15 protein-coding genes are annotated in these 17,414 nt (G+C 73.6%); 7 read left to right on the forward strand and 8 right to left on the reverse strand.

Annotated features, from left to right (window positions below):
* Window positions 1-117: 117 nt before the first annotated feature.
* From GNZ18_RS25275 to ychF, 4 genes are all read right to left on the reverse strand, one after another.
* Entirely contained in the window at window positions 118-3,906 is a 3,789-nt protein-coding gene (locus GNZ18_RS25275; protein ID WP_156219023.1) for a TcpE family conjugal transfer membrane protein, read from the reverse strand.
* 90 nt (window positions 3,907-3,996) lie between these two features.
* Window positions 3,997-4,287: a hypothetical protein gene (locus GNZ18_RS25280; protein ID WP_156219024.1), complete on the reverse strand. Its 291-nt coding sequence runs from the start codon at window positions 4,285-4,287 to the stop codon at window positions 3,997-3,999.
* Between the two features lie 57 nt (window positions 4,288-4,344).
* Window positions 4,345-5,349, reverse strand: a complete 1,005-nt coding sequence (locus tag GNZ18_RS25285) for a conjugal transfer protein (protein WP_156219025.1) — start codon at window positions 5,347-5,349, stop codon at window positions 4,345-4,347.
* 469 nt (window positions 5,350-5,818) lie between these two features.
* Window positions 5,819-6,910, reverse strand: coding sequence for a redox-regulated ATPase YchF (gene ychF, locus GNZ18_RS25290; RefSeq protein ID WP_214620899.1), 1,092 nt, complete (start codon window positions 6,908-6,910; stop codon window positions 5,819-5,821).
* A 178-nt stretch (window positions 6,911-7,088) separates the two neighbouring features.
* Between ychF and GNZ18_RS25295 the strand changes: the two genes are divergently transcribed.
* Both GNZ18_RS25295 and GNZ18_RS25300 read left to right on the forward strand, forming a co-directional pair.
* Window positions 7,089-8,537 (forward strand): DNA recombination protein RmuC, encoded by a 1,449-nt coding sequence (locus GNZ18_RS25295; RefSeq protein WP_246250326.1) that lies wholly within the window; start codon window positions 7,089-7,091, stop codon window positions 8,535-8,537.
* Window positions 8,534-9,208, forward strand: coding sequence for a DUF6542 domain-containing protein (locus GNZ18_RS25300; RefSeq protein ID WP_214620898.1), 675 nt, complete (start codon window positions 8,534-8,536; stop codon window positions 9,206-9,208). The genes GNZ18_RS25295 and GNZ18_RS25300 overlap by 4 nt, the downstream gene beginning before the upstream one ends.
* A 4-nt stretch (window positions 9,209-9,212) precedes the next feature.
* On the opposite strand, the gene GNZ18_RS25305 is transcribed toward GNZ18_RS25300, so the two are convergent.
* On the reverse strand, window positions 9,213-10,178 hold the full coding sequence (locus tag GNZ18_RS25305; protein WP_156219027.1) for a 4-hydroxy-3-methylbut-2-enyl diphosphate reductase: 966 nt from the start codon (window positions 10,176-10,178) through the stop codon (window positions 9,213-9,215).
* A 239-nt stretch (window positions 10,179-10,417) separates the two neighbouring features.
* Here GNZ18_RS25305 and GNZ18_RS25310 point away from each other — a divergent pair, with 239 nt between their 5' ends.
* Entirely contained in the window at window positions 10,418-11,269 is an 852-nt protein-coding gene (locus GNZ18_RS25310) for a DUF8129 domain-containing protein (RefSeq protein WP_156219028.1), read from the forward strand.
* A 42-nt stretch (window positions 11,270-11,311) separates the two neighbouring features.
* Here GNZ18_RS25310 and GNZ18_RS25315 read toward each other — a convergent pair whose 3' ends face one another.
* Window positions 11,312-12,577: an MFS transporter gene (locus GNZ18_RS25315; protein WP_156219029.1), complete on the reverse strand. Its 1,266-nt coding sequence runs from the start codon at window positions 12,575-12,577 to the stop codon at window positions 11,312-11,314.
* 77 nt (window positions 12,578-12,654) lie between these two features.
* On the reverse strand, window positions 12,655-13,080 hold the full coding sequence (locus GNZ18_RS25320) for a MarR family winged helix-turn-helix transcriptional regulator (protein ID WP_308166538.1): 426 nt from the start codon (window positions 13,078-13,080) through the stop codon (window positions 12,655-12,657).
* A 110-nt stretch (window positions 13,081-13,190) separates the two neighbouring features.
* Here GNZ18_RS25320 and xseA point away from each other — a divergent pair, with 110 nt between their 5' ends.
* Together xseA and GNZ18_RS25330 are read left to right on the forward strand one after the other, a co-directional pair.
* Window positions 13,191-14,411, forward strand: a complete 1,221-nt coding sequence (gene xseA / locus GNZ18_RS25325) for an exodeoxyribonuclease VII large subunit (protein ID WP_156219030.1) — start codon at window positions 13,191-13,193, stop codon at window positions 14,409-14,411.
* A gap of 12 nt (window positions 14,412-14,423) precedes the next feature.
* The gene (locus GNZ18_RS25330) at window positions 14,424-14,651 is read left to right on the forward strand and encodes an exodeoxyribonuclease VII small subunit (RefSeq protein WP_214620894.1); all 228 of its coding nucleotides are present in this window, start codon (window positions 14,424-14,426) and stop codon (window positions 14,649-14,651) included.
* A 30-nt stretch (window positions 14,652-14,681) separates the two neighbouring features.
* Here the strand turns inward: GNZ18_RS25330 and glpX are convergent, their stop codons facing one another.
* A complete protein-coding gene (glpX, locus tag GNZ18_RS25335; protein WP_156219031.1) occupies window positions 14,682-15,716 on the reverse strand; it encodes a class II fructose-bisphosphatase in 1,035 nt (344 codons plus the stop codon).
* A gap of 192 nt (window positions 15,717-15,908) precedes the next feature.
* Between glpX and GNZ18_RS25340 the strand changes: the two genes are divergently transcribed.
* Window positions 15,909-16,574, forward strand: coding sequence for a TetR/AcrR family transcriptional regulator (locus GNZ18_RS25340; protein ID WP_156219032.1), 666 nt, complete (start codon window positions 15,909-15,911; stop codon window positions 16,572-16,574).
* Between the two features lie 20 nt (window positions 16,575-16,594).
* The gene (locus GNZ18_RS25345) at window positions 16,595-17,407 is read left to right on the forward strand and encodes a DUF4245 domain-containing protein (protein WP_312874728.1); all 813 of its coding nucleotides are present in this window, start codon (window positions 16,595-16,597) and stop codon (window positions 17,405-17,407) included.
* Window positions 17,408-17,414: the final 7 nt, after the last annotated feature.

Here is a 17,414-nt window from a genome sequence, read left to right on the forward strand (position 1 = left end):
GTGCGCCGCGTCCGGTGAAGGGTTGCCCGAGGGACTGTTTCACGTCCGGACGGCCAGCAAGATCAGACGCGTCCGCAAGGGACGCGCGCGCCGTCGTTCGATGCCCGCGAGGGGCGCTCATCGGGTGGCCTCCTGCTCCTGCTGAAGCTCCTGGTAACGCTCGGGCACGACGGTGAAGCCGCCGGCGACCACGCCGGCGAGGGCAAGATAGGCACGCCGCGTCGGCGCGCGCAACGACTTCAACTCGTTGCGCGGGGCGCGGTCCATGCTCAGATGATCGTCCCACGGGATGCGGACGAGCGCCCGGCAACGGCCCCGCGCCACGGCCTCGGCCTGCTCGACGTCGTCCATGCTGCGGCGGCTGACGCCGTTGATGACCGTCACCGCGCGGGACCGCAGCTCCTCGTAGCCGTGGCCGTCGAGCCACTCGAACGTCATCGCCACCGCGCGCGGCGCGTCGGCGCTGGCGGGCGCGACCAGCACGACCTGGTCGGCGTAGGGCAGCACGCGCGCGACCACGGCGGCCGCTGCGTCCAGCAGCGTCACCGAGTAGAACTTGTCGATCGTGCGGATCGCGAGCGCGTAGTCCCGGTCGTCCAGCGCCTGGAGCGGGTTCTTGCCCGCCGCGACGACGTCGAGGCCGGACTTGGCCTGCGAGGTGTACCGGCGCATCGCGGTGAGGCTGCCCACCTGGTCGGCGCGCGTGATGAGCCCGGTGAGCGTCTCGTTGGTCTCGCTGCGCGTCCGCCGGGCGAGCGCGCCCGGGCCGGGGTTGACGTCGATCGCGACGATCGGCTCCCCGTTGTGCTGGGCGAAGGTGTGCCCGAGCATCAGCGCGGTCACGGTCTGCCCGGCACCGCCGGTGCATCCGAGGACGACGATGTGGCGCGTTCCCTGGAACGGCTGCTGGAGCCGCATCTGGTAGTCGCCGTCGACGTCCCCGTGCCCGCCGCCGACGGCCTGGATGAGCCGCCGCAGCCCGCCGGCCGTGACCTCGTGCTCCGGGTCCGGCGGCGTGATCGCGGGTCCGGACGGCGGCGGCGCGGGCGGCGGCGGCAGCGGCCTCGGCCGCACCGGCGAGGCGGGCCCCGACCGCACCTCGCGCGGCGGCGCCTGCTCGTCCGGTGACGGCTGGCCGGGCCCGCCGTGCGGGTAGGGCACGGGCCCGTGCGGAGCCTGCTGGGGCGGCGCGGGCGCCTGCGCGGCCGGTGCCGGCGGAACCTGTGGCTGCTGCGGCTGCGGCGGCGCGGGCGGGCGGGGCTCGGTCGGACGCGCGGGCTTGGACAGCCCCTTCGACCACGGCTTCGGCGGCTCCTTGCGCGGCTGCTCGCCGGGCGGTCGCGCACCGAACGCCCCGGGCACCATCGGAACGTCCGGCCGGGTGATCGGCGGCTCCCCCGGCCCGCGCTGGGGCTGGGGCCGCTGCTCGGGCGCGGGCGCCGAGGGCGGGGGGTTCTTCCACCCCGCGACCTTCTTGTCACCGGGCTCCCCCTGCGAAGAACGCGCGGCCCAGGGCCTCGGGGCAGGCCCGGCCCCCTGCTGGGGCGCTCCGCCCTTGCCCTGCCCCTCCCGAGGAGGAACGGGCGGCTGCTGCGGCACATCCGGACGCGTATCGGTCTCGGCCTGCCCACGCCCGGCGGCCCGAGGCCCGGCCAAGGGAGGAGGCGGCCCCTCAACGCCCGCACCCGCCTGCGGCACAGGCGTCCCGTCCCGCCGCCCCTCGGGACCCGACTTCGCAGCAGCCTCACGCGGCGCCGACTCGGTCGACCAGGGTTCGCGCGGAGCGGGCCCACCCACCCCTTGCTCGCGCCGACCCGACTGGGGCGACCCGAACTGACGCGGAGCGGCCTCACGCGGCCCAACCTCAGGGGACGCGGGCTGGCTTGGAGCGGCCTCGGCCGCGGACTCACGAGGCTCCGACTCGCGCGGAGCGGGTTTGGTCGACCATGGCTCCCGTGGGGCGGACTCGCGCCTCGCCTCGTGGGGTGCGGACTCACGAGAGACGGGCTCGTGCGGGGTGGCCTGGGGCGCGGGCTCGCGAACCTCAGGCTCACGCGATGCGGGCCTGGCCGCCTCCGACTCGCGCGGAGCGGGCTCGGTCGACCAGGGCCCGCGAGGAGCCGCCCCAGGCGCACCGACCTCGCGCGGCCCCGGCTCACGCCGACCCGACTGAGGCGAACCGAACTGACGCGGAGCGGCCTCACGCGGCGTGACCTCAGGGGACGCGGGCTCACGGATCGCGGGGCCGTGTGGAGTGGCCTGGGCGGCGGGCTTATCGGCCTCGGGCTCGCGCGGCGCGGACGCGGGTGGCTCCGGCTCGCGGGACGCGGGCTCGCGTGGAGCGGCCTGGGCCGCGGGCTCGCGAGGCTCCGCACCGCGCGGGGCCAGCTCGGACGGGCGAGGCTCCTGCGGAGCCGATCCGCGCGGGCTCGGCTGAGGTGATCCGAACTCGCGTGGCGCGGATTCGCGGGGGGTGGCCTGGGGTGCGGGCTTACCGGCCTCGGGCTCAGGCAGCGCGGGTGTCTCCGAGCCGCGCGGTGCGGAGTCAGTCGACGACCGCTCGTGAGGGGCGGACTCGCGGGCTGCGGGCTCGCGTGGTGTGGCCTGGGCTGCGGGCTCAGCGACTTCGGGCTCGCGCGGCGCGGACGCGGGTGGCTCCGGCTCGCGCGGTGCGGAGTCGGTCGACCACCGCTCGCGGGACGCGGGCTCGCGTGGAGCGGCCTGGGCCGCGGGCTCGCGGGGCACTGGGCCGCGCGGAGCGGGCTCGGACGGGCGAGGCCCCTGCGGAGCCGATCCGCGTGGGCTCGGCTGAGGTGAGCCGGACTCGCGTGGCGCAGGTTCGCGGGAGGCGGGTTCGCGGGGCTCTGCGCCGCGCGGGGCGGGCTCGGACGGGCGGGGCTCTTGGGGGGCCGGTCCGCGGGGGGTCGGCTGGGGGGGGCCGAACTCGCGGGGGGCGGCCTGGGCGTCTGTTGGGACGGGGGGCCGGGGGGCGGCCGGGCGGGGGGTGGAGGCGCTTGCGGGGGGTGGGGTGTCCTGGGGGTGGGCCGGAGGGGTCGCCTGCCAGAGTTCGGTGGGTTCGCCGGGGCGGCGGACGCCGGACGCCAGGGCGCGCTTGCCCGAGCCGGGGGCCTCCAGGTGGGGGGTCGCCGGGGGGCCTTCCAGGCCCGGGGAGCCCACGAGCACGTCGTCCTCGTGGGAGATGTCGCGGGTCGCGCGGCGCCAGGGCTTGGGCGGACGGGGCGTCGCCGCGCCCGCCATGGGGACGTCAGCGGCGGGCTGCTCGGCGACCGGGACGCCCTCGGCGGGGATGGGCGGTGTGGCGGGGGCCGCGGGCGCCGGGGCGAAGGGGGCGGGTGGCGGGGCGGGCGCGTCCGCGCGCTGGGCGGCGTACTCGGCCAGGGGCTGCGGGGCCGAGGCGGCGGACGGGCGCGGGACGGCCGGTGCCGCGGGCACGGCGGCGACCTCGGGCTCGGGGGCGGCCTTGCGCTTGCGGCGGCGGGCCTTGACGGCGGCCTGCTCAGGGGCGGGCGCGGCCACGCCGGGGCGGCGCCAGACACGGGCGACGATCACGACCTCGCGGGGTTCGCGGATCGGGGTGAGGCGGCACCAGGTGCGGGGCTCGGAGAAGTAGCGGCTCTGGGAGAGCAGAAGTTCGGTGAGGCGCTTGCCCTCGATGACGGGCCGGGTGGCCAGCCAGGTGAGGACGGCCGGGGGGACGATGTAAAGGACGTGCCAGGGGGACTCGAAGGGGATCCCGACGAACCTCAGCAGCACGATCCAGGGGACGAACACGCCCGCGAACACACCGATCTGGACCAGCGGCAGCGGCATCGGAAGCCGCAGGTCGTACAGCTTGTAGAGCCGCTTCTCGATGCGCCATATGTTCGTGTACGTGAATAGGTCCACGCCCCTACTCCCCTAGCTGCGCGAGCACGGTGCCGTCTGCCTGGCCCCGGGCGGGGGCCGTCCGACCTCGGGTGTCCGCCGGTATGGAGTTCAGCTGACGTCCACTCCCAGGGCCTTGGCTATCGCCTTGGCCGTGGTCTCGATGATGTTCGGCACGTAGAAGACCACTCCGATTCCGATCGCCAGGACGATGAATTGCACGAAACGCGTGATCTCGCGCGTGAAGAGGAAGAAGATCGCCACAATGGAGACGATCACCAGGAACAGCGGGCCGAATATCTGGCGGAGCCAGTCGGCGAGCTGGTCGGTCTTGAGTTCGTCGTTCTCGGTCGGAGCCGCCAGGAGTTCGTGCGGAATCGACGCCATGACGTGGTGCAGCATCGATGGGCTACCTTCCTCGGTCGGCGGTTGTGTCGGGGGCCGGGTGCGGCTGTCGTCTCATGAGCCGTTCGTTTCCGTGGTGCCGCGGATGTCTCGCACGAGCCAGGTCGTTCCCTTCTTCATGATGAGCTGGTAGCTCTGCTCCAGCTCACCGCCTCCGGTCAGCTGCCACACGACCGTCGCGGTGACGGTGCGCTCACCGGAGGGCCCCTTCGGCGCCACGACCTCCTTGACCTGCACGAAGGTCACGGTGTTGGCCAGACCGGTGATGGTCGTCCCGTCGGAGAAGCGTGACAGGGCCGACTGGTTGCTTGAGGCGTACGCCTGAAAGAAGGTACCTAGGAACGGCTGTAGTTCGGCTTCCAGGGCGGTGTCGCGGTCCTGGACGCGGTTCTGGGGAAGCAGGGCCTTGGTGGGCGGGGGGAGCAGCGCCGGACGCGCGGAGACGACCAGCGAGCCGGCGGTGTCGGCGTAGACCGGGACGGCGAGCCGGAGCCATTTGTCCTGGCTGCGGGCGAGCAGCGTCACGGTCGCGTTGTTGGCGTCGCGGACGTCCACGCCGGCCACCTGGACGGACTGCACCTGTAGCCCGCCGACGCGGTTCCAGCCGAACTGGCCGTCGGCGCCGTCGGGCAGGAACGGGCGGAGCTGCGCCTCGCGGGCCGCGGCGTTCTTCTGGTCGAAGTTCAGGTAGACGCTGGCGAACTGGAGCGCGAACGCTCCGGCGGCGCTGGAGGGGAACTGCGCGCTCTTGCCGGGCTTGGGCGCGCTCGGCGTCGCGGACTCCTCGGCGGTGAAGCGTTCGAAGGGGGCCCGGACGCCGTTGACGAGGATGACGAGGATGACGGCCCACAGGATCGCGCGGCCGACCCACACCCACCAGCGACCGCCGGAGCCGCCCCAGCGTCCGGCGCGCGAGTCGCCGCCCGAGCGTCCGCGGCGGCGGTCGGGCTCGGGCACGTCCCACGGGTCGGCGGAGGAGGCGAGCGCCCGGCCTGGCGCCGGCGTCTCCTCCACCACGGCGGTGTCACGGCCGCGTCCAACGGCCGACCTGCGAGCCATCCTGCCTCCGCTCGCGCCTCGCCCCCGGTCGGCGCGGTCATGTGTGCCTGGTCGTGTACTGGGTGGCCCTTTCCGAACCCACCCCGGGCCCAGCGTAACCACGAGCGCCAATTGTTCCAGCGCATCGCGGCGAAGCACAGCCCCGGCACGCGGTTGTGGATAATGCAATCCACCTCAGCAGGAACAGGGAAGATTGCCAAACGGTGACGATCCCCTATCCAAGCCTCCGAACGGAGCGCGCGGACACGTTCCAGACAAGCGTCCCGGATCACGAGTTGGTTGGTTACCGCGTGGCGGCCCCGGCCGGAATCTCTTCCCCAAAGAAACCGGCAAACTATCCATCTCGGGACATATCACGACAGAACACCCTGCCCGGGTGCCCGTCCCGCCCCACATGCAACACCCGTCACAACGAACGCACAAGGCCCGCGCGCACGGAGCGTGGCGCGGGGACCCAGGGAGGTGGGGCTCAGACGTTGAAGCGGAACTCCACCACGTCGCCGTCCTGCATGACGTAGTCCTTGCCCTCCATGCGCACCTTGCCCGCCGTGCGGGCGGCCGCCATGGACCCGGCGGCGGTGAGGTCGTCGAAGGAGACGATCTCGGCCTTGATGAAGCCGCGCTGGAAGTCGGTGTGGATGACGCCCGCGGCCTCGGGCGCGGTGTCGCCGGTGCGGATCGTCCAGGCGCGGGACTCCTTCGGGCCCGCGGTCAGGTACGTCTGGAGCCCGAGCGTCGCGAACCCGATCCGGACGAGCTGCGACAGGCCGGACTCCTCCTGCCCCATCCCCTGGAGCAGCTCCAGCGCCTCGTCGTCGGGCAACTCGATCAGCTCGGCCTCGATCTTGGCGTCGAGGAAGACCGCCTCGGCGGGCGCGACGAGGTCGCGCAGGCGGGAGCGGACGGACTCGTCCGACAGCTCGTCCTCGTCGAGGTTGAACACGTACAGGAACGGCTTGGCGGTGAGCAGGTGCAGCTCGCGCAGCAGCGCGAGGTCGATCCCGGCCTTCTCGGCGCCCGCGAAGAGCGTCACGCCCTCGTTCAGGAGCTTCTGCGCGGCGGTGACGGCGTCGACGACCGCGAGCTTCTCCTTGTCCTTCTTGGTGCGGGCCTCCTTGTCGAGGCGCGGCAGCGCCTTCTCGATCGTCTGGAGGTCGGCGAGGATCAGCTCGGTGTTGATCGTCTCGATGTCGCGGGACGGCGCGACGTCGCCGTCCACGTGCGTGACGTCGGGGTCCTCGAACGCCCGGATGACCTGGCAGATCGCGTTGGTCTCGCGGATGTTGGCGAGGAACTTGTTGCCGAGGCCCTGCCCCTCGGACGCGCCCTTGACGATCCCGGCGATGTCGACGAACTCCATCGTCGCCGGAATGATCTTCTGCGAGCCGAAGATCTCCGCCAGCACGCCGAGCCGCGGATCGGGCACCCCGACCACGCCGACGTTGGGCTCGATGGTCGCGAACGGGTAGTTGGCGGCCAGCGCGTCGTTCTTGGTCAGCGCGTTGAACAGGGTGGACTTGCCGACGTTGGGCAGCCCGACGATTCCGATGGAGAGGCTCACGGCCGTCAAGTTTATGGGCCCGCCGAACCTCCTCCAGACGACGAGCGGGTGAACCTTCCCCGCGTGGACCCGCCGGACGGGCGAGGGCGGCTGCGAACAGTGCGGCCAATTGTCCGGTCCGGGGCTCCTACCGGCGAGTCGCGGACACGGTGCGCGCGTCCGCTGTCACGATGAACGGATGGATCTCGCGCTGTTCGCCGGACTCCTCGTCGGCGCCGTCTTCGGCGTCGTCGCCGGGTACGCGCTGGCGACGAGCCGGCAGGGCGCGCTGATCGCCCGGGCGCGCGCGGCCGAGGAGAAGCTCGCCTACGCCGAGGAGCGGATGGCCGAGCACTTCGAGAACCTGTCCGCCAAGGCCCTGGACGCCAGCAACCAGCGGTTCCTCGAACTGGCGGACGCGCGGCTCAAGGCGGCCGGGGCCGAGGCGGCGGGCGAGCTGCAGCGGCGCCAGCAGGCCGTCGAGCACCTGGTCGCCCCGCTGAAGGACACCCTCGCCAAGGTGGAGGAGCAGCTCCGCGAGGTGGAGACGGGACGCCGCGAGTCGCACGCGATGCTCGCCAAGCAGGTCGAGTTCGTCCGGCACAGCTCCGACCAGCTCCGCCGGGAGACGCAGTCGCTCGTCCGGGCGCTCCAGCGGCCCGAGGCGCGGGGGCGGTGGGGCGAGCTTCAGCTCCGCCGCGTTGTGGAGATCTCCGGGATGGCGCACCACTGCGACTTCGACGAGCAGGCGAGCGCGGTGACCGCAGACGGGACGGTCCGCCCCGACATGGTGGTCCGGCTGGTCGGCGGCAAGAGCATCGTGGTCGACTCCAAGGTGTCGCTGGCCGCCTACCTCCAGGCGGCCGAGAGCGGCGACCCGGTGCGGCTGGACGCGCACGCCCGGCACCTGCGCGACCACGTCGACCGCCTCGCGGCGAAGTCGTACTGGCAGGCGTTCAGCCCGGCGCCGGAGTTCGTGGTGCTGTTCATCCCGGGCGAGGCGTTCCTGGCCCCCGCGCTCGACCGCGACCCCGGGCTGCTGGAGCACGCGATGCGGCGCCGCGTCCACATCGCCACCCCGACCACGCTGATCACCATGCTGCGGACGGCGTCCTACGCCTGGCAGCAGGCCGCGCTGTCGCGCAACGCCCGCGCCGTCTTCGAGCTGGGCAAGGAGCTGTACGAGCGCCTGGGGACGATGGGGCAGCACGTCGACGAGCTGGGCCGGGCGCTGACCGGCGCGATCAAGTCCTACAACCGCACGGTCGGCTCCCTGGAGACCCGCGTCCTGGTCAGCGCGCGCCGCCTGAACGACCTCGGCGTCGTCGAGGACCCCCTGGAGGGGCCCCGGCCGGTCGAGGAGAGCCCCCGCGCGCTGTCGGCGGCGGAACTGACCGATGCGGAACCGACCGGTCACGACCGCGACGACCGCCCGGGCGTTCCCGCCCCGGGCGTCCCGTTCGAGGAGGATCCCCCAGAAGAGCCGCGTCATCGGCCAACCGACGACCCCTACGGCGAATCCAACGGAAAGGAGCCGTCCGGCGCCCCCCGCGAAGGCGAGCACGATACCGAGTACGGGAGCGAACCGGTAGGTTTCGGCCGACGGGCCATCCCTGATCAGTTCGATCAGCGGGAGAGGTGGCAATGAGCAGATCGACGGTGGACGACGCGCCGGGCGGCGCGTCCCCGGCCCCAGGGGGTCCAGTGCGTGGTCAGCGCGACGGCTCAGCCCGGACGTCGCGGGCGGCGAAGGGGTCGCGGGCCCGCGCGAAGGCCGCCCCCGCCGCCTCCTCGGCGCCGGTGGCGCTCACCGCGCGCGGCGGGATCGTCGTCATGTTCGGCACCGGCCTGGTGTGCGCGCTGCTGGCGCGCTGGCTCGGCGTCGGGCTGCTCGCGGGCGGCGGCTTCACGATCGGCTGCGTGCTCGCGGCGTTCGCGACCCGGCCCGCCGACCTGCTCACGCTGGTCGTCAGCCCGCCGCTGGCGTTCTTCGCCGCGACCCTCACCGCCGTGTTCCTCGACACCCTCGGCGACGGGTCGCTGCTGCGCGGCATGACCGTCGGGGTGCTGACCGCGCTCGCGGGGACCGCGCCGTGGCTGTTCTTCGGCACGCTGCTGGTGCTGGTGATCTGCCTGTTCCGGGGGCTGCCCGCCAACGTGCGGGAGCTGCGCGGCAAGCTCGTCCGGGTCCGCCTCTTCGAGAAGGAGGACAACGAGGACCCCGTCCGCTGGGACGACTCGCCGTCGGCCGGGCCGGAGCGCCCCGGGCCGGAACGCTCCGGCAAGGAGCGCCCCCTGCACCACGGGGACGTCGACTGATCCGTCAGACGGGCGTAATGCGCAGGTCCCGGCGCAGTTCGTGCGGAAGCGCGAACCGCATGCTCTCCTTGACGGACTCGATCTCCTCCGCCTCGCCGAAGCCCCGCTCGGCCAGCCAGCCCAGCACGCCCTGGACCAGCTCGTCCGGGACGGACGCGCCGCTCGTCACGCCGACCGTGCCGACGCCCTCCAGCCAGGCCGGGTCGATCTGGTCGGCGTAGTCGACCAGGTACGCGGCGTCCGCGCCGTGCTCCTTGGCCACCTCGACGAGCCGCACCGAGTTCGAGGAGTTCGTGGAGCCGACCACGATCACGAGCTGGGAGCGCGCCGCCATCTCCTTCACGGCCGTCTGCCGGTTCTGGGTGGCGTAGCAGATGTCGTCGGACGGCGGGTCGGTCAGCTTGGGGAACCGCTCGCGCAGCTTCTCAACGGTCGCGATCGTCTCGTCCACCGACAGCGTGGTCTGCGAGAGCCAGGCCACCTTCTCCGGGTCGCGGACGGTGATGCGGGCGACGTCGTCGGGGCCGTCCACCAGGTGGATGTGGTCGGGGGCCTCGCCGGTGGTGCCGATGACCTCCTCGTGCCCCTCGTGCCCGATCAACAGGATGTCGTAGCCCTGCGCGGCGAACCGGACGGCCTCCTTGTGGACCTTGGTCACCAGCGGGCACGTCGCGTCGATCGTCCGCAGGTCGAGACCCTTGGCCTCCTCGTGCACGACCGGCGCGACGCCGTGGGCGGAGAACACCACGATCGCGCCCTCGGGGACCTCGGCGGTCTCGTCCACGAAGACGGCGCCGCGCTCCTCCAGCGTCTTCACCACGTGGACGTTGTGGACGATCTGCTTGCGGACGTAGATCGGCGCCCCGTACTTCTCCAGGGCGATCTCGACCGCCTGCACGGCGCGGTCGACGCCCGCGCAGTAACCACGCGGCTTGGCGAGCAGGACACGGCGCTCGGTGTCAGCGGTCATGACCCCATCGTACGAGCCGCCCCGCCCGCCCCGCACAGCGCCGCACGGTAGCGTGCGCAGTTCGTACGAATCATGAAAGGTCAGGTCAAGCCCGCTGTGTGACCCACTCCATGTCACTGTTGGACGAAATTCCACTAACGCGGGGTGACCGAGATCGCGCCCATGGGGCAGAGTGAAACCGACGAGACGATTGCCGTACGACGCGGGACGACGCGCTCGGCGGCAGGAAGAGGAAGACGATGACGAGATCGCCGCGCCGCCTCAAACAGCAGGTCCAGGACACCGTCGGCGAGCAGGTGCGCGACCTGCCGCTGCACGCCGTCCGGCTGGCCATGTTCGGCGTGGGGCGTGCCCTGCTGCTCAGCGACCGCGTGACCAGGGACTACAAGGAGATCACCGAGGGCGGCGGGGTGCGCCCGGTGCTCGGCCGGCTGCGCACCGACGTCCAGGGCACGGCCGAGCGGGTCGTCGGACGGGTGGTCGAGCGGGTCCGCGGTGAGGAGCCCGCGCCCGCCCCGCGCCCGCGGCCGGCGCGCCCGTCCGCCCCGTCCGCCCCGTCCGCGCCCCGCACGGCGCCCAGGCACGCCGCCGGCGGCCAGGACGGCGAGATCTCGATCGGCAAGCCCGCCGCCACCCCGCCCGACACCGGCCACACGCCCAAGCACGCCCGCCCCGCCGGCGAGCCCGCCGAGCCGCGGCCCGCCAAGCCGGAGGCGGAGAAGCCCGCAGCGGCGAAGCCCGAGCCCGCGAAGCCGGAGCCCGCCAAGGCAGAGCCCGCCAAGCCAGAGCCCACCAAGCCAGAGCCCGCCAAGCAGGAGTCCGAGGCCGCGAAGGCCGAGCCCGCCAAGGCCGAGCCCGCCAAGGCCGAGGCCGCTGAGTCCGAGGCCGCGAAGGCCGGGCCGAAGGACGCGGCGGAGCTGCCCGTCCCCAACTATGACGAGGCGACGCTGCCGCAGTTGCGCGCGCGGCTGCGCGGGCTGTCGGCCGACCAGGTGAGGCTGCTGCGCGAGTACGAGCGCGACCACGCCGCCCGCACCGACGTGATCAGGATGTACGAGCGGCGCATCGCCAAGCTCAACGGCCACGGCTGACCGCCGGAACGGCCCCCGCCCCGCCGCGGGGGCCGTCGCACGTCAGGCCGGGGCGGGAGCGTCCCGGAGCGCGTGGTCCACGTCGACGCGCACCAGCGCCTCCAGGTGGCGGCGCCGCACGACGAGGATGCCGATCGCGATGGCGCAGCAGGCGGCGCCGACGTAGTACGGCAGGTCCGCGTCGACCTCTTCCGCGAGCCTCGTCGCGGAGTAGGGGGCGAGGGCGCCGCCCATCCAGCGGACGAAGTTGTAGCCCGCGGACGCCACCGGGCGGGGGTTGTCGGACACCTCCATCGCCGCCTCGGTGAACGCGGTGTTGTTCAGCCCGATCGGGATGCCGGACAGGATCGTGCAGACGATCACGCCGCCGTGCCCGAGCGCGGCGAGCCCGAGCTGGAACACGATCAGCAGGCCGAGCGCCAGGTACATGACCCGGACGGTGCCGAACCGCCGCTGAAGGGGCGGCGCGCCGAACACCGAGGCGAGCGCCACCATCACGCCCCAGCCGAAGAAGACCAGGCCGATGCCGTGCGCGCCCATCCCGAGGACGAACGGGGTGAAGGCGAGCACGGTGAAGAACGCGTAGTTGTAGAACAGCGCGGTGAACGCGGTCGTGGACAGCCCGCCGTGGCCGAGCGCGCGGATCGGGGCGCTCAGCCGGGTCCGCTCCGGGGGCGGGGGCGTCGCCCTGAGCAGCGTGGTGATCAGCAGGAAGCCGGCCGCCATGAGCGCGGCCGTCCCGAAGAAGGGGAGGCGCCAGTTCAGGTCGCCGAGCAGGGCGCCGGCGAGCGGGCCGAGGGAGATGCCGAGGCCGAGCGCGGCCTCGTAGAGGATGATCGCCGACTCCGCGCCGCCCCTCCCGCCCGAGGGGGGACGACCCCCCGCACCCCCCGGAACGCCTCCGGCGTCGCTAGTCGCGGCGCCCACGATGACGGCGAGCGCCGTGGCGACGAACAGCGCGTTGCCGAGGCCCCACCCGGCCCGGAAGCCGACGAGCTGGGAGACGCTGTCGGACGTCCCGGCGAGCGCGGCGAACACCACGACGAGGCCGAGCCCGATCAGCAGCGTCCGCTTGCCGCCGATCCGGCTGGACACCCATCCGGTGAGCAGCATCGCGACCGCGGTGATCAGGAAGTAGCTGGTGAACAGCAGCGACACCTGGCTCGGCGAGGCGTCCAGGTTGGCGGCGATGGCGGGCAGGATGGGGTCGACCAGCCCGATGCCCATGAAGGCGACCACGGCGGCGAACGCGGTGGCCCAGACCGACAGCGGCTGCCGCAGGACGCCGCCCTTCGCGGAGGGGCGCATGGGACCTTCCTTTCCAGGGTGTGCGCTTGCCGAGGAGAGCGACCCCGGCGGCCCCGGTCCGGACGGCCCCGCCCGGGTCAGGGGCGGTCGAAGAGCTTGTCCAGCGCGGGCAGCGCGGCGGCGACGGCCGCGCGCTCCTCCTCGCTCAGCCCCGCGAACCGCTCGGCCAGGTAGCCGAGCCGGCGCTCGCGTCCGGCGGCCAACTGCTCGCGACCCGCGCGGGTGAGCCGGGCGGTGACGACGCGGGCGTCGGTCCCGTCCCGGCCGCGCCCGACGAGGCCGTCGCGCTCCAGCCGGTTGATCTGGGCGGTCATCGTCGGCAGCCGGACGCCGTGCTCGGCGGCCAGCTCGGTCATCCGCCGCGGGCCGCCCTCCAGCGAGCCGAGCACCGACAGCTGCTGGCTGGTGATCGGCTGGTCGGCGCTCACCCGGCGCAGCATCAGCACCACGTGGCGCAGGCGCCGGTTCAGCTCTTCGGCCAGCTCGCGGTCGGAAAGGGTCACGGTCGCTCTCCTCGATTACTTAGCTAGTCTAAGTTAGCTCGACTAAGTGTTCAACGGGTCCCGGTGTCGCTCCGGTCACACCCCGACGCGCACACCGTAGGCTTCCGGGCATGGCGATGGAGACCACGGCGGAGTCCCCCGTGCCGGTGCGGACCGTCCTGCAGGCGGTCGGCGGCTGGATCGGCAGGCTCGGGCGCATCTGGGTCGAGGGCCAGATCACCGACCTCAACGCCCGGGGCGGGACGGTCTACATGACCCTGCGCGACCCCGTCGCGAACATGTCGGTGCGGGTCATCGGGCCGCGCGCGGTGTTCGAGGCGGCGGGCCCGGCGGTGACCGACGGCGCCCGGGTGGTCGTGCACGCCAAACCCGACTTCTGGATCAACCGGGGGACGTTCTCGCTGAGCGTCCTGGAGATCCGCCCGGTCGGCGTCGGCGAGCTGCTGGCCCGGCTGGAGCGGCTCAAGCAGGTACTCGCGTCCGAGGGCCTGTTCCGTCCCGAGCGCAAGCGGGCGCTGCCGTTCCTGCCGGGGAAGATCGGGCTGATCTGCGGGCGGGACTCCGACGCCGAGCACGACGTCCTCCAGAACGCGCGGCGCCGCTGGCCCGCCGTCGCGTTCCAGGTCGAGAACACCGCCGTCCAGGGCTCGTACGCGGTCGGCGAGGTGATGGAGGCGCTGCGCAGGCTCGACGCCGACCCCGCCGTCGAAGTGATCATCATCGCCCGGGGCGGCGGCGCGATGGAGGACCTGCTGCCCTTCTCCGACGAGGCGCTCGTGCGCGCGGTGTCGGCCGCCCGCACCCCGGTGGTCAGCGCGATCGGCCACGAGCAGGACAGCCCGCTCCTCGACCTGGTCGCGGATGTGCGGGCCTCCACGCCCACCGACGCCGCCAAGCGGACCGTCCCGGACGTGCGCGAGCAGCTCCAGCTCGTCCGGCAGCTGCGCGACCGGGGCCGCCGGTGCCTGGCGGGCGGCGTGGAGCGGGAACTGGCGTGGCTGAAGGCGGTCCGGTCGCGGCCCGCGCTGGCCGACCCGGTCCGGGAGGTGGAGCGGCAGTCCGAGCGGGTGCTGGCCCTGCGCGACCGGGCGCGGCGCTGCCTCGCCGGGGCCCTCGACCGGGCCGGGGACGAGCTGTCCCACACCCGCGCCCGGCTGCTGGCCCTCTCCCCCGCCGCGACGCTGGACCGCGGCTACGCGATCCTCCAGCGGGAGGACGCGTCGGTCGTCCGCGAGCCGGCGGAGGTCAAGGAGGGCGAGCGGCTCCTCGTCCGGCTGTCGGGCGGGCGCCTCGGCGTGACGGTCTCCGACGTCGGACCGGGCCGGGAGTGAGAGGGTGGACGGGTGGCCGAAGAGAAACTGTCGTACGAGCAGGCACGGGACGAGCTGACCGACGTCGTCAAGCGGCTGGAGGCGGGCGGGCTGACGCTGGAGGAGTCCCTCGGCCTGTGGGAGCGCGGCGAGCGGCTCGCCGCGATCTGCGAGGAGTGGCTGGAGGGCGCGCGCGCCCGGCTCGCCGCCGCCATGGCGCCGCCCGAGAACGGCGGCGCGGACGCGCCCGCCCCCTTCTGACCCCGGGCGCGCCCGTCCCTGCCGACCCCGCTACACCGCCGTGTCGAAGTTGATCGAGCTGTAGGCGCGGAGCTTGCCGAGCTGGTGCTCGCTGGAGATCGTCCTGATCGTGCCGCTGCGCGAGCGCATGACCAGCGAGTGCGTGACCGCGGTGTCCTTGCCGTAGCGGACGCCGTCGGCGAGTTCGCCGTCGGTGATGCCGGTCGCGGCGAAGAACACGTCGTCGGAGGTCACCAGGTCGTCGGTGGTCAGCACGCGGCCGAGGTCGTGCCCCGCGTCCTGCGCCTTGCGCCGCTCGGCGTCGTCCTGCGGCCACAGCCGGCCCTGGATCACCCCGCCCAGCGCCTTGATCGCGCACGCGGCGATGATGCCCTCGGGGGTGCCGCCGATGCCGAGCAGCAGGTCGACGCCGGTGCCGGGGCGGCACGCCATGATCGCGCCGGCGACGTCGCCGTCCAGGATGAACTTGATCCGCGCGCCCGCCTCGCGGACCTCCTTGACGATGCCCTCGTGGCGCGGGCGGTCCAGGACGCAGACGGTCACGTCGTGCGGCGAGGAGCCCTTGGCGCGGGCGACGGCCCGGATGTTGTCGGCGATCGGGCGCCCGATGTCCACGGCGCCGGCCGCCTCGGGGCCGGTCACCAGCTTCTCCATGTAGAAGACGGCGGACGGGTCGAACATCGACCCGCGCGGCGCCACCGACAGCACCGCGATCGCGTTGTTCATGCCGAGCGCGGTCAGCCGGGTGCCGTCCACCGGGTCGACCGCGACGTCGCACTCGGCGCCGCCGCCGTCGCCGACCTCCTCGCCGTTGTAGAGCATGGGCGCGTTGTCCTTCTCGCCCTCGCCGATCACGACGACGCCGCGCATGGACACGGTGTTGATCAGCTGGCGCATGGCGTTCACGGCCGCGCCGTCCGCGCCGTTCTTGTCGCCGCGCCCGACCCAGCGGCCGGCGGCCAGCGCGGCGGCCTCGGTGACCCGGACGAGCTCCATCGCGAGGTTGCGATCCGGCGCGGCGGGCTCGGTCGCGAGCGGGGAGGAGACGGTGGTGTCGTCGGTCATGGCGGACGGCCCCTTCGGTCGATGGTGACTCGGATTCTCTGCGGACCGGACGGCGGCCCACAAATTGGACCAGACCAGAGCGGACGCGCGAGAGCGCCGGACGTGCGCCGGGCACCGCGACGAGGGCGGATTCGGCGGGCGCGTGGGCAAGGGATCGTTTCCCCCGTGGAAGAGGGCGTAATCTCAGGCACCATGAGCAGCGACATGGACGTCTCGTCCGGCGGGGTGCCGCGCAACGGTTCCGCGCGCGCCGCGGGCGACCCCGCGCGGACCTCCGACCGCGGCGCCGCGACCCGCGGCGCCCTGCTGGACGCGGCGCGGGACGTCTTCTGCGAGTCCGGCTTCGCGCAGGCGGCGGTCACCGACATCGTCGCGAAGGCCGGGGCCAGCGTCGGGAGCCTCTACCACCACTTCAACGGCAAGGCCGACCTGTACCTCACGCTGTTCGAGGAGTTCCAGGCCGCGCAGCAGGAGCGCACCCGCGAGGCGATCAGCACCGTGCGGGAGGCGGGCGAGACCGACCCGATGCGGCAGTTCATCGCCGGGGCCCGCGCCTACCTCGACGGCTGCCTCGCCCAGCGCGACGTCTCGCGGCTGTTCATCTCCGGCGACGGCCCGCCCGGGTTCGACCGGGTGATGCGCCAGCGCCTGACCCGCTGGGCCCGCCGCAACGCGGCGCTGTTCCACACCGACGACGGCGGCGTCGACGAGGCGCTGGTCATGGTGCTGACCGGCGCGATGGCGGGCGCCGTGTCGGAGATCTCACTGATGGACGACGAGGGCGCCGCGCGCCGCCTCGCGGGCGAGGTCATGGCGATCCTCGGCACGATCCGCAACCCCCGTACGGAGCAGCGCTGAGCGTGCGGGATCCTGGAGGGGTGAGCGACAAGACCCCTGCCCCGGCCGAGGGCGCCGCGCAGACCGCCCCCGCCGGGCCCGAAGCCGCCCCGGAACCCGGACAGACCCCGGAAACCGGACAGGCCCCGGAGACCGAGCGGGGCCCCGAGACCGAGCGGGCTGCCGAGACCGGGCGGGCCCCGGAGGGCGAGCAGGCCCCGGAGGGCGAGCAGGCGCCGGCGCGGCAGGTCGTCCAGGTGAGCCCGGGCGTCCACAAGCGGCTGACCACGGGCCTCGGCGGCTTCACGATGGCGATGGGCGCCTGCCTGCTGATGGTGGCGGCGATCTTCCTGATCACGCCGCGCAGCAACAAGGAGGTGCTGCCGACCGTCGACTACGCCTCGCAGCAGTGGGCGATGCGCAACGGCGCGCCGTTCACCTCCTACGCGCCCGAGGGGCTGCCGCCCGGCTGGCGTCCGACCAGCTCGCGGCTGCACGGCCTGGACGCGAACGGGAGCAAGCCCGTCGCCTGGCACCTGGGCTTCGTGACGCCGAGCGATGAGTACGCCGCGCTGGAGCAGAGCAACGAGAAGGCCTCCGACTACGTCCCGCGCATGACCAACAACCGCAACGCGCTCGGGACGCAGCAGGTCAACGGCGTGACCTGGATGAAGTACCACCGCAAGGACAAGAAGGCGAACTCCCTCGCGCGCACGCTGCCCGACGGCGTGAGCCTGGTGGTCACCGGCACGGCGTCCTACGAGGAGCTGGCGGTCCTGGCGGCCTCGCTCCGGCCGCAGAGCAAGCAGGGCGCGATCCCGGCCCCCTCGACCTCCGCCAAGCCCGGTTCCTGACCCCGCG

It is taken from the genome of Actinomadura litoris (assembly GCF_009733595.1).
GTDB classification, from domain to species: domain Bacteria; phylum Actinomycetota; class Actinomycetes; order Streptosporangiales; family Streptosporangiaceae; genus Spirillospora; species Spirillospora litoris.

Bases quoted from the DNA above. Each gene is read 5' to 3' on its own strand.
- GNZ18_RS25285 (WP_156219025.1), bottom strand. From the start codon at position 5,349: ATGGCTCGCAGGTCGGCCGTTGGACGCGGCCGTGACACCGCCGTGGTG.
- GNZ18_RS25315 (WP_156219029.1), bottom strand. From the start codon at position 12,577: ATGCGCCCCTCCGCGAAGGGCGGCGTCCTGCGGCAGCCGCTGTCGGTC.
- GNZ18_RS25280 (WP_156219024.1), bottom strand. From the start codon at position 4,287: ATGCTGCACCACGTCATGGCGTCGATTCCGCACGAACTCCTGGCGGCT.
- xseA (WP_156219030.1), top strand. From the start codon at position 13,191: ATGGCGATGGAGACCACGGCGGAGTCCCCCGTGCCGGTGCGGACCGTC.
- GNZ18_RS25310 (WP_156219028.1), top strand. From the start codon at position 10,418: ATGACGAGATCGCCGCGCCGCCTCAAACAGCAGGTCCAGGACACCGTC.
- GNZ18_RS25340 (WP_156219032.1), top strand. From the start codon at position 15,909: ATGAGCAGCGACATGGACGTCTCGTCCGGCGGGGTGCCGCGCAACGGT.
- GNZ18_RS25295 (WP_246250326.1), top strand. From the start codon at position 7,089: ATGGATCTCGCGCTGTTCGCCGGACTCCTCGTCGGCGCCGTCTTCGGC.
- GNZ18_RS25305 (WP_156219027.1), bottom strand. From the start codon at position 10,178: ATGACCGCTGACACCGAGCGCCGTGTCCTGCTCGCCAAGCCGCGTGGT.
- glpX (WP_156219031.1), bottom strand. From the start codon at position 15,716: ATGACCGACGACACCACCGTCTCCTCCCCGCTCGCGACCGAGCCCGCC.
- GNZ18_RS25300 (WP_214620898.1), top strand. From the start codon at position 8,534: ATGAGCAGATCGACGGTGGACGACGCGCCGGGCGGCGCGTCCCCGGCC.